This is a genomic window from Pseudomonas sp. SWI44 (assembly GCF_002947915.1).
Lineage (GTDB): Bacteria > Pseudomonadota > Gammaproteobacteria > Pseudomonadales > Pseudomonadaceae > Aquipseudomonas > Aquipseudomonas taiwanensis.
On sequence record NZ_CP026674.1, the window covers coordinates 4,574,701 to 4,585,967 of the forward strand.

The following is an 11,267-nucleotide window of genomic DNA, read 5'->3' on the forward strand; positions in this document are numbered from 1 at the left end:
CCTCTAGAGTGGCAGGACCATTCCCCAGGCAAGGTTGACCATGACCGATCTGAGCGCATTCCCGATCACTCAAAAGTGGCCCGCGAAACACCCTGAGCGGCTGCAACTGTATTCGTTGCCCACCCCCAACGGCGTCAAGGTGTCGATCATGCTGGAAGAGATCGGGCTGCCGTACGAGGTGCACAAGGTCAACTTCGACAGCAACGACCAGCTCACTCCCGAGTTCGTTTCCCTGAGCGCCAACAACAAGATCCCGGCGATTCTCGACCCGAACGGTCCGGGCGGCCAGCCGCTGCCGCTGTTCGAATCGGGGGCGATCCTGCAGTACCTGGCGGAAAAGTCCGGCCAGTTGCTCAGCGACGACCCGGCCCGCCGCTACCAGACCTTGCAATGGCTGATGTTCCAGATGGGCGGCATTGGTCCGATGTTCGGCCAGGTGGGCTTCTTCCACTTCTTCGCGGGCAAGGAATACGAAGACAAGCGCCCTCGCGACCGCTACGTCAACGAATCGAAGCGCCTGCTCGGCGTGCTCGACCGACACCTGGAAGGGCGGCAGTGGATGGTGGACGAGTACAGCATTGCCGATATCGCCATCTTCCCCTGGGTGCGCAACCTGGTGGAGCGCTACAACGCCCGGGAGCTTGTGGGGTTCGATGAGTTCAAGGAAGTGCAGCGTGCGCTGGCTCGGTTCCTCGAACGCCCAGCGGTGCAGCGTGGGCTGAAAATTCCGGGTTGAAGTATTTGAATGGACGGGTAACGGCGTCGTCTTGACTGTACCGGCGTCATCGCCGGCAAGCCGCCGCCTACAGGATCTGCGCTGTCCGTGTGGGAGGGGCCAGTGCCCCGGATTCAGAACACGTGGCTCAGAATCCAGTACAGGCACCCCGCCAGCAACATGGCCGCCGGCAGTGTCAGCACCCAGGCCATCAGCAGGTTGATCAGGGTGCGTTTCTGAATGCCTGAGCCGTTGGCCACCATGGTCCCGGCTACCCCTGAACTGAGCACATGGGTGGTGGATACCGGTAGCCCGAACATGTCCGCAGCACCGATGGTGCACATTGCCACCACCTCGGCCGAAGCGCCCTGGGCGTAGCTGAGGTGGGTCTTGCCGATCTTCTCGCCCACCGTCACCACGATCCGCCGCCAGCCCACCATGGTGCCCAATCCCAGCGCGATGGCCACGGCCACCTTGACCCACAGCGGGATGTAACGCGTGGCATCGTCCAATTGGCCTTTGAACATCTGTACCTGGCTGCGGGTGGCAGCATCGAAGGTGGCCAGGCGGTGCTTGTCGAGCAGGCGAATGGCTTCGCTGGTCAGGTACATGTCGTTGCGCACGTTGGCCATGGCCTCGGCTGGCACGCGCTTGAGCGATCCATAGCCTTTGACTTGCTCGCCGATCATACCGGTGAGTGCTGCCAGGGCGGGCACCAGTTGCGGGTTGGTCCTGGGCTCGGCAATGAACGCAGTCAGCACCCGGCGCGGATCGGCCGGCGCTGGCTGCGGGTCGCTGCGTACCAGCGCCTGGCGCGTCACTTCAGCGACAGCGGAGAACTGCAAGGCCTGTTCGTTCGGCATGGTCTTGTTCAGGGCGTACGCCATGGGCAATGTGCCGACCAGAATCAGCATGATCAGCCCCATGCCTTTCTGACCATCATTGGAACCATGGGCGAAGGACACGCCGGTGCAGGTCAGGATCAACACGCTACGGATCCACCAGGGCGGTGGGGTCTGGCCTTCCGGTGCCTGGTACAGCGCCCGGCGCTTGACCAGTGCGCGCAAGGCCAGCAGGAGCAATGCCGCGCAGGCGAAACCGACCAGCGGGGAAAAGAGCAGGGCATAACCGACCTTGCTGGCTTGGCTCCAGTCGATACCACTGGTGCCATCGCGGCCATGCATCAGGGCGTTGGCTACGCCCACGCCGATGATCGAGCCGATCAGCGTATGTGACGATGAGGCCGGCAGGCCCAGCCACCAGGTGCCAAGGTTCCAGATGATCGCCGCCAGCAAAAGGGCGAACACCATGGCGAAGCCAGCCGAAGATCCGACCTGTAGTATCAGCTCCACCGGTAGCAAGGCAATGATGCCGAAGGCCACCGCGCCACTGGAAAGCAGCACCCCCAGGAAGTTGCACAGCCCAGACCACACCACTGCCACTGGCGCAGGTAAAGAGTGGGTGTAGATCACGGTGGCTACAGCATTGGCGGTGTCATGGAAACCGTTGACGAACTCGAAGCCTAGAGCGATCAGCAAAGCCAGGCCCAGCAGCAGAAAGGGGGTGACAGTGGTGATGACCGTACCGCTGGCGGTGACGTCCTGTCTCAGGCTCCAGGCGGTATAGGCGATGCCCGCCAATAGCAGGCCAAAGAACAAGGTCAGGGTGGCGCGCCCAGGCTTGTGGGATAATTGCGGGCGGGCGTCGCGCTGGGCCAGGTGCGTCTGGGTGGCCAGTGACGGGGTTGCCATGGGGGCTCCGGTTGGCGTTGGGCGAAGTTGCCGAGGCCCCTGAGCATAGAAACAATTCGGGACGCTAGACTGATCTTTGTCAAAGAACTCGCTAGGCCAGGGACGAACGGTCAGCGCAGGAGAAACCCATGATTCACTGCAAGCGTGTCTACGATGCGGCGCAGGCAAGCGATGGCCAACGTGTGCTGGTCGACCGCCTGTGGCCGCGCAACAAACGCAAAGATGACCTGCAGGGAACCTGGTTGCGCGAGGTCGCGCCTTCCGTCGAGCTGCGCCAGGCATTCCATCGGGGTGAGCTGGATTTTGCCGTTTTTAGCCAGCGCTACCGGCAAGAGCTGGCGGCGCATCCCGAGCATTGGTACCCCTTGCTGGACCTGGCGGCCAAGGGGGACCTGACTCTGCTCTATGCCGGCAAGGACACGCGCCACAACAACGCACGGGTGTTGGCGCAATGGCTGGAGGATGAACTGGACCGACATGGGCCGGCAAGCTCGCCGGTGTGCTATGGCCATTGAACTGAAAGCCGCGACCGACGCCGATCGTACGTTCGCGCGCGATCTGACGCGGCGGGCGATGTTGCCGTACTACCGCGAGTTCGACTTGCTGTGGATCGAGGAAGCGTTCGACCAGGCGTGGGCCTGGCGCGAGCAATGGCTAGTGGTGGAGGGGGATACCGTACTGGGGTTCTGTAGCCTGAGCCAGGACCGGCAGGCGCTGTTCATTCGCGAACTGCACCTGTCGCCAGAACATCGCGGCCGGGGCGTGGGGAGTTGTGTGCTGGAGCAACTGGCCGACTGGGCGTCGCTGCGGCATTTGCCATTGTTGAGGTTGATGGTATTCAGGAGTAACCCGGCGCGATACTTATACTTGCGCCATGGCTTTCTAAAAGTCGGGGAGGCGGATTGTTTTTGGCAACTGCAGCGAGAAATAGACTAACGTAGCGGGTTCGCAGAAGCGCCGGCTACGTCAGTGAAAGCGAGAGCGCTGATAGGTTATGAGACGAAGGCCTCCAAGGTTGATTGGAAGGCGTCTTGGTGTATCAGTCAGTTACTCGGAGTGTTGTCTTAAATCGACCGGTGACCGTTTCTTTCTTATCGTCTTCTAGTGGATAGCTCACGTCGATCCTCCCCCATACCTTTTGACCCACTCGTTGAATAATGTGTACCTCGCCTTGAGTGGCTATGATTCGGCCTTTTGGTGGGTAAAGGGTTACATCTAGTTGATCTGGGACTACCCAGTTGCCGTTGGTAAAGCTTGCGGTCCTCGTCTCGATAGCGACCACATAATTGCCTGAGGCTAAAGAGAAGGTGCCTTTGATCAAGGTGCTGTGGGAATCGAATTTGTCTGTTTCATATTTTAAGCCCGTGCTTTTGAATTCGATAACAAATCGGTTTTCGATCCATTTTGTCTCTTCGATCCATTGTGTATCAGTATTGCTCATTGTTAAGTCCTCGATTTTTGAGTGAGGCTTAAATGTAGCGAAAGAAGTATCCAAGGGGTACTGGTAAAAATGATAGGGCGCGCTCTTATATGCCGTGTGACCTTTTCATGTGGGCGAGTTTGAAGGTGGCATAGAAAAGGCGAAGTCCCGCACATGCCTGGACTCACTGTTGCTGCACCTGCACCGTCGCCCCCTGACGAACCGTAGCGTCGAGCAACTGCCCCTGCACCGGCAGCAGATCCCCGATCAATAAATTCTGCAACAAGGGCTTACCTTCGAAACGGTTAGCGCCCATCACGACATCCCGCATCCCCTCGACCCGTACCAGTGCCTTGCCGACCTGGCCCAGGCGATTGCCACTGAGTACCAGCGGCCCTGCCAGCGGTGTGGCATTGCGCAGGCTGACGGCATACTCCTGGGTATTGCCGATGCGGTTGTCGAGCAGTGCCAAGGCGCTGACTTCGCTGGCATCCACCGCGCTGCCTTGGCTACTGGCCAGCAGGTTATCTTCGACGACCAGCGGGGCAGCGGTGGTGGGTGTCAGGTTGCGTAACTGGATGCCATTGCCTCGGCTGTCACCCATGCGATTGCCGGCCAGCAGCACCGCGCCCTGTTGTTCGCTGACTTCGATGGCCGCCTTTGCCGCACCCAGAATGAGGTTGCCATCGACCTGGGCGCGGGTCTGGCCACGCAGGCGCACGCCGCTGTTGTTGTCGATGCCGCGTAGCTGGTTGTCCTGCAGTTTGACCTGGCTGTCACGCACGTCGATGGCGTATTGCTGCGACTTTTCGAACTGGCTGGCGGTGATGGTCGCCTGGCTGTGCTGCAACTCCACCGCGCTGGACATCTCGCTGAAGTGGCTGTCGCGGATGATCACCGTGGCGGCAGGTGTGTTCGCGGCTTGCTGGGCACTTAGGGCAGTGGTCAGTCCGCGGGACAGGTTGGCGTTGTAGCCCAGGCGCTTGAGGGTCGAAGCAATCACCTGGGTATGGCTGCCGGCCCAGGCCACCACGAACGGCCGCCAGGCGCGGTCGGTGTTGCCTGGTCGGTCACCGGCCAGGCTTTGCAGGCTGGACTGGTTCAACCCCAGCCATCCCTGGTTGATCAGCGCTGTGCCCGAATGGCTCGACAAGTAAAGGCGGGTGCCCTCCAACACCAACCCGGCGTCGGCACCGATCATCAGCGGGTAGCTGAGCAGGTAACCGTCCTTGTAGCGCCTCAGGATGCGCGTATCGTTCAGCGCATCGTGCAACTGCGCCAGGGTGATGCTGCCCGCGCGCACCAGCACTACCTGAGGATGATGCGCCTGGTAGCTGGCTATGGCGCGGAACAGGCCGTTGTTGACGAATGGCTCGAAGGGCCAGCTGCCGGCCTGCGACGAGAACATCGGTTGCAGACTGACACTGGCGCGGCCCGCCGGGTGCGGGCGTTCTGCCTGATGGAACGTCACTGCCTCGCGCACCTGCTGGCGCAGTTGGTCGACCTTGTGCGTGCGTTGCTCCTGGGTCAGTGTGGTCAAGGTGTAGTTGACCGTCAGCGTCTGGCTGGCGGCCTGGGCAGTACCGGCCAGGCCCAAGGTGACCAGGCAGGCGAGGGGGAAGCGGGCGAGGGCAGTCATGGGTCAGTTCCTTGATCCGGGCAATGAGGGGTAAAACGGTTTGATAGGGCCGCCGAGCTGGCTGTAGTTGTCCACATCGCCGTCTTCGCTGTCGTACAGCTGGCGCGCCAGGGCGTGGCCGGGATTGCGCTGCAGGAACGGGATCAACCAGGCCAGTTTGTACGGCGCTACATCCGCCTGGGACTGGCCTTCGAGTTCGGGCAGGTCGCGTGGGTCAAGCACCGTGCGAGCGGCGAAGTTGGCCAGAAGGTCCAAGGTCTGTTGGTCGTCGGCGCTCCACGGCAGGCCGTTGACGCGCGCCGATTCAGCCAGCAATACCAGGGGTACCAAGGCGTACTGGCTGTAGGTGGCGGCAAGCTTGGCCCGCGCCACTTCCAGCGGCAGGTAGGCGTAGCTGCCATCGCGGGAACGCACCGCCTGGGCCAGGCCACGACGTAGGTTGCCGTCGGCCCACTGGATGAAGTCGTCGCGCCCGACCAGCATGCCGGTGGCGGCTACGGCCCAGGCAGCCCAGTAGTCGTGGTTGTTGAAGTACACGCCTGGGGCATCGCGGCGTGGGCCGTACTCGTGGATCACCAATTCGGCCAGGCGAGTGAACCACGACTGCTGAGCCTCGCTCAGTCGCACCTTGCCGTCACTGGCTGACTGGGTCAGCAGCACGGTTCCGGCCATTGCCGCCAAAGCCCATTTGCGCGCGGCCATACCTGTGCCGCTGGCATCCGGGTTGAGCAGTGCGCCGGCTTCGGCCCAGTCTTGCAGCCATTGGTCCTGGCAGGCCAGGGCCATGTTGGCGTCCTGCGGCTTTTTCGCCCGCTGGAAACGCTTGCTGGCGTAGATCAGCCCGCCGACGAACTGTTTGACCTGCTTGCCGATGCGTTCGCTGCCTGCATCGGGGCTGCTGCGCAGGGTCGACTTGCTGACGTCGCGCTGGTCGTACTTGCTCTGCAGGCGCAGGCTGCCGGTATAGGGCGGCGGAGGCTCCTTGCTGCAGGCCAGGGTGTGGTAGTCGGCGATCATGGCCGCTTGTGGCGTGGGATGCGCAGGCCAGATCGACTGGGCTGCCTGAGCCTGGGGGGGGAGCAGGGCCAGGGGAAGCAGCGAGGCAGCCCCGATGAGCATCTTCAAAGACACAGACGAGTCTCCACCTCGGTGGCCGCAGTGCCCGCCTTGGTCGTTTCCATGAACACCGACAGCAAGTTGGCCCCGGCAAACGCTGGGTCCTTACTCAGTTCCAGGTAGTACTGCCCGCCGCTGACGGCTGCCTCGCGACGGAACCACACCTTGTCGCGCGCGCCATTGTCGTAATAGACGATGATGTAGAAGTCCTTGATGTTCTTGTCGCTCAGGCGGATGTCGAGAAACCCCTTCGAACCACTCAACGACTGGCGCGAACTGCCCGCGTTGCTCAGCAGCTCGATGCGCTCGCCAACCTTCAGCGCCGGGTGTTGCAACTTCGACCCCAACACTTGCCTGCTGGCCGAGCAGCCGCCCTGAACCGCCGGCACCAACTGGCGATACATCAACGGCGAATCAAGCCGGTAGTTGGCCGGCAGTTCCCAGACGATCAACTTGGGCGGGGCCTTGGGGTCGTAGTCTTCCGACAGCAGGTACGCCAGCAGCGAGCCGTCCTCACCGACACCCGGCAGGGCATAGTTGAGTACATCCACACTCAGGTATTGCTTGAGGTAGCCGTCGAAATTGAACTGCTTGCTCTCGTCTTCACGTGCAGCGGCGTTGCTGTCTCCCACCAGGATCACTTGCGGGTCTGGCGCTTCGTCGAACAGCGCATCGGCGCTGTCGGCCACCGGGACGGTCTGGAAGCCGCGCACGTACTGGAAGCCATAGTTGTTGCCACAGATGTTGCTCAGCGCCAGGTTCAGCGTGCCATCCTTGGGCACCATTACCCCAGGCTCGGTGCGATACTGCTTCTTGGTCAACTCGCCGTAGAACGGCTGGCGGCGGATCTCTTCGGCCATCAGTCTGGCAGTGGCTTCGGCGCCGGCCGGGGTCCAGTGGTGGTCGCGGCGGAAGAAGTACTCGCCCTGGGGCGGCTGCTGCACCAGTTGCATCATCGGCGCCACCACCGCACCGCCCTGGCGCAACTGGCCAAGGTAGGCACTGAGGTGGGCGCTGGCCTGGGCATAGTCGAAACCGTGCAGTTGGCCTTCGAGCAGTTTGTCGCGGTGCATCAGCCCGCGGGTGGGCTGGACCGCCATGGCCACGTGGATGCCCTGGCGCTGGAAGGCCTGCATCAAGCGGGCGAACTCCGGGCGCATAGGGGCGGGAATGCCGAAGTCGTTGGTCAGGTCCACCGCCGAGCGGAATAGCCAGCGGTCCTTGCCGGGTACGATTTCGCGCATCAGCTTCATGCGCCCCTCGGTGTAACGCTGTGGGTCGCTGAGCGCCGGGCAGACCATGCACCGCAGGTTCTCACAGCCGGCTTTTGGCGCCTGTGCGGCCTGGCCAGGCAGGCTCAGCAGGGCCAGGGCTGCGCTTAGAGACACACTTACTAGGGTCTTCATGTACCTATCCATCCTTGCAGCGTGGGCGTCACTCGGTGGGGTCGATGCTGTTGGCCTGGGTCATGCTGCGGTAGCCGTTGCCCTGGGGCAGCAGCACATAGCTGTACGAGCGACCCTTCTTGAGGAACTGATCGTCGAATTCCGCCACCTTCTGATCGGCGACATAGGCGGCGAAACCGATCTTGAGCTCGTTGACCATGCGGCTGCCGGTCTGGCCGTTGGCCAATGGGTCGACGACCACGTGCTTGCCGTCCTCGGTCTTGAGCGCCGCTTGTGCCGGTGTGAGGTTGTAGAAGGCGATCTGTGCCTTCTTCGGCTCGTTGACGTATTTGTCGGCGATCAGCTTCAGTTGCTTGCCGTCGTAGATCACGGTGCTGGCGGCGTTGGCCTTCAGCTGCGGCTCGATGGATTGCCCGCCGACCGCGATCTTGTGGCTGCCGGCTGAGGTGAAGCGGTAGCCACTGAGCTGGCCGGGCGCAACCTTCTGCGGGTTGACCTTGCCGCTCAACGTGACGTCGATGCTGCGGTCCGAGAGGTTCAGCACGCGGACGAAGGCCGAATCGGCAGGGGCTACTGCATCGTACAGGTCGGCATTGCCTTCGGCGGTGTAGCCCGCCTGGCTGGCGGTGGCCAGGACAACGGCGGTAAACAGGTGAGCAGGTTTCATCAGGTTCTCCTTGATTCGTCAGAAATGCTGGGGCACGGCGCTGCGGCTGAGCGCGCCGGGACGGTGGGCGAGCAAGGTGCGAAGGGGGAATTCCCATACCACCGTTTCGATCTGTGGGTTGGCCAGTTGATCGCTTGCCAGGAACTGGTTCATGGCTTCGAACGGGCCGCGGGCCTCGACGGCGATGCTCAGCAGGTCGCGGTTGAGTGCCTCCTTGAGAAAGCCGACGAAGTTCCAGTCGTCGATCTTGCTGTAGCTGGTGCCTACCAGCAGCAGGCTCTGCTCCTGCTCGGCGAATAGGTCATCGCTGCTCTGTTCGGCTTTGAGGGTTTCGTACAGCTTGATCGGGTTGGCTCCGAACTGCGGCGCCAGGCGAGCATGGTCGAACTGGATGTAGTTCATCAGGTCGCCCTTGATGCTTTTCTCCCCGGACGGGTGCGAGAGGTAGACCTGATCACCCAGCAATTGCGGACGTTGACGTGCCAGTTCGTAGGCGGCCAGGCGCGCACCTTCTGGGCTCCAGTGGGTGTCGGATTTCAGGAACAGCTTCGGGCCGCCAAGGTTGGCCAGGAACGCGCTGCGCAGCGGCACCACGTCCAGCTGGTGTCGTTGCAGCTCGCTTACGAAACGGTCGTACAGGCCGGTCACCCTGGGGTCGAACGCATGCTCGGCGTGCGCTGCATACACATCCAGCTTCATTGGCAGCGGCAGTACCACCAGTTGTTTGCCGTGTTCGGCCAATTGCGCGCGGACCTTGACGATCTGCTCCAGCTGGCCCGTCAGGTTGGCGTCCAGGTCATTGGGCACGCGGTATTCCTGGTTGGTGTAGAGCCAGCCATCCTTGCCCAGCACCACGCCTTTGGTACCTTCGCCGAACAGCTGGAACTGCGCGTCGGCCCACAGCGTCACGGAGGGGGCTCGCAGGAAGAAGCGCTTGTCGTACACCTGCTCGAACTTGCGTAGCAGCTTGCCGTCGACGAATAGGTTCCAGGCATCGCTTTGGGTGCGGGCGAAGCTGAACACCGGTGGCAGCGAGTAGACGAACATCGCCCCGAGTGCCAGCGCGAACAGAATGCCATTGGCCTTGCTGGCCGAATTCATCACCGGATACATGGCCGTCTCCTAGAACTGGAAATACAGGAAGGGCGAGAACGAATTGGCCGCCAGGCTGCTCAGCGCCAACAGGAAACCGCCCCACAGCAACACGCTGTGCAGCGCGCCGACATGGCGCATGAAGTACCCCGTCTTGTTGCCAGCGTAGAAGCGCACATTGTTGATGCCCGCCAGGACCAGCCAGGCCAAGGCCACCAGGGCGAAGGCCATGGCCATTTTCGAGGCGCCGAGCACGTACAGCTCCAGCGAGCCGAAGCCGTTGAAGCCGAACAGCGCTTTGTAGATGTCGATGCTGTGGCGCAGGTCCATGGTGAAGAACAGTGGCATGCTCAGCACGATCAACAGGCCGGTGCGCAGGTTGCGGCCCAGGTGGTATGGGGTGCTGACTTTGGTCGCCAGGTTGAACTTGCGTTCCAGTACCATGCCAACGCCGAAGAACAGTCCCCAGCAGATGAAGGCGAAGCTCGCCCCGTGCCACAACCCGGACAGCAGCATGGTCCAGATGAGCGCCGGCAATGCGCCGGCCACGCGCTTGCGTACCAGGGGCATGTACACATAGTCGCGCAGGAAGTGCGCCAGGGTCATGTGCCAGCGCGACCAGAACTCGGTGATGCTCTGCGACACATAGGGCTGGTTGAAGTTTTCCGGGAAGCGAAAGCCCATCATCAAGGCCAGGCCCAAGGCCATGTGGCTGTAGCCAGCAAAGTCGAAGTACAACTGCAGGGTGGAGACCACCAGGCCGAACCAGGCGTCGCTGAACTGCAGGGTGCCTTCGCTGACGAACAGCGCGTTGATCGGCGCCAGGCGGTCGGCGATCAGTACTTTCATGATGAAGCCGAGCATGAAGCGGCACACGCCCAGCGAGAACAGCTCCAGCGAATGGGTGCGTTCGCGCAGCTGCGGCGCCAGTTGGCTGTAGCGCAGGATCGGTCCGGCCACCAGGTGCGGGAACAATGCGACGAAGGCGGCGAAGTCGATGAAATTGCGCGTCGGCGTGGCGTCCTTGCGGTAGATGTCGACGATGTAGCTCAGGGCGTGGAACACATAGAACGAGATGCCCAGGGGCAGGAAGATGTTTTCCAGGGTCCAGGTGTCGATGCCCAGTGGCGCCAGCAGCAGGGCCAGCACTTCGGCGCCGAAGTTGGCGTACTTGAAGTAGCCCAGGGTCGAGAGGTTGCCGGCTACACCGATCCACAGCAGACGAAGCGCCCAACGTTTGTCCGCCGCGTCGAGGCGCGCCTTGATGCGCAGGCCGAACCAGTAGTTCCAGTAGGTGATGCCGACGAACAGCAACAGGAAGTCCGGTCGCCACCAGGCATAGAAGAGGTAGCTGGCGACGACGATCACCGTCGAGCGCCACTGCGCCCTGGCCAGGAAATACGCGGCCAGGAACAGCGGCAGGTAGAGAAACAGGAACACGTTGGAGGCGAAGATCATGGC

At 62.1% G+C, this 11,267-nt stretch carries 11 protein-coding genes; 3 read left to right on the forward strand and 8 right to left on the reverse strand.

What is annotated here, in order from left to right; all coding sequences use genetic code 11:
- Nucleotides 1-40: 40 nt before the first annotated feature.
- A complete protein-coding gene (locus tag C4Q26_RS21420; protein ID WP_023381210.1) occupies nucleotides 41-736 on the forward strand; it encodes a glutathione S-transferase N-terminal domain-containing protein in 696 nt (231 codons plus the stop codon).
- 113 nt (nucleotides 737-849) lie between these two features.
- Here C4Q26_RS21420 and C4Q26_RS21425 read toward each other — a convergent pair whose 3' ends face one another.
- The gene (locus C4Q26_RS21425; protein WP_104881496.1) at nucleotides 850-2,466 is read right to left on the reverse strand and encodes an inorganic phosphate transporter; all 1,617 of its coding nucleotides are present in this window, start codon (nucleotides 2,464-2,466) and stop codon (nucleotides 850-852) included.
- Nucleotides 2,467-2,594: 128 nt separating this feature from the next.
- Between C4Q26_RS21425 and C4Q26_RS21430 the strand changes: the two genes are divergently transcribed.
- On the forward strand, nucleotides 2,595-2,981 hold the full coding sequence (locus C4Q26_RS21430) for a DUF488 domain-containing protein (RefSeq protein ID WP_027908160.1): 387 nt from the start codon (nucleotides 2,595-2,597) through the stop codon (nucleotides 2,979-2,981).
- Complete coding sequence (locus tag C4Q26_RS21435; protein WP_023381207.1) at nucleotides 2,971-3,402, forward strand: GNAT family N-acetyltransferase; 432 nt, start codon at nucleotides 2,971-2,973, stop codon at nucleotides 3,400-3,402. The genes C4Q26_RS21430 and C4Q26_RS21435 overlap by 11 nt, the downstream gene beginning before the upstream one ends.
- A 103-nt stretch (nucleotides 3,403-3,505) precedes the next feature.
- Here the strand turns inward: C4Q26_RS21435 and C4Q26_RS21440 are convergent, their stop codons facing one another.
- The 7 genes from C4Q26_RS21440 to C4Q26_RS21470 all read right to left on the reverse strand — a co-directional run bounded on the left by C4Q26_RS21440 (nucleotide 3,506) and on the right by C4Q26_RS21470 (nucleotide 11,264).
- Nucleotides 3,506-3,907: a hypothetical protein gene (locus tag C4Q26_RS21440; RefSeq protein ID WP_104883483.1), complete on the reverse strand. Its 402-nt coding sequence runs from the start codon at nucleotides 3,905-3,907 to the stop codon at nucleotides 3,506-3,508.
- 163 nt (nucleotides 3,908-4,070) lie between these two features.
- Nucleotides 4,071-5,525, reverse strand: a complete 1,455-nt coding sequence (locus C4Q26_RS21445; protein WP_104883484.1) for a right-handed parallel beta-helix repeat-containing protein — start codon at nucleotides 5,523-5,525, stop codon at nucleotides 4,071-4,073.
- 3 nt (nucleotides 5,526-5,528) lie between these two features.
- Nucleotides 5,529-6,656 (reverse strand): polysaccharide lyase, encoded by a 1,128-nt coding sequence (locus C4Q26_RS21450; protein ID WP_256583290.1) that lies wholly within the window; start codon nucleotides 6,654-6,656, stop codon nucleotides 5,529-5,531.
- Nucleotides 6,647-8,047 (reverse strand): alginate biosynthesis protein AlgX, encoded by a 1,401-nt coding sequence (locus C4Q26_RS21455; protein WP_104883486.1) that lies wholly within the window; start codon nucleotides 8,045-8,047, stop codon nucleotides 6,647-6,649. Before C4Q26_RS21455 ends, C4Q26_RS21450 begins: the two co-directional genes overlap by 10 nt.
- Before the next feature lie 28 nt (nucleotides 8,048-8,075).
- Nucleotides 8,076-8,714: an alginate O-acetyltransferase AlgF gene (locus tag C4Q26_RS21460; protein WP_023381202.1), complete on the reverse strand. Its 639-nt coding sequence runs from the start codon at nucleotides 8,712-8,714 to the stop codon at nucleotides 8,076-8,078.
- An 18-nt stretch (nucleotides 8,715-8,732) separates the two neighbouring features.
- Complete coding sequence (locus tag C4Q26_RS21465; RefSeq protein WP_023381201.1) at nucleotides 8,733-9,827, reverse strand: alginate O-acetyltransferase; 1,095 nt, start codon at nucleotides 9,825-9,827, stop codon at nucleotides 8,733-8,735.
- Nucleotides 9,828-9,836: 9 nt separating this feature from the next.
- Nucleotides 9,837-11,264, reverse strand: coding sequence for an MBOAT family protein (locus C4Q26_RS21470; protein ID WP_104883487.1), 1,428 nt, complete (start codon nucleotides 11,262-11,264; stop codon nucleotides 9,837-9,839).
- Between the last annotated feature and the right edge of the window lie 3 nt (nucleotides 11,265-11,267).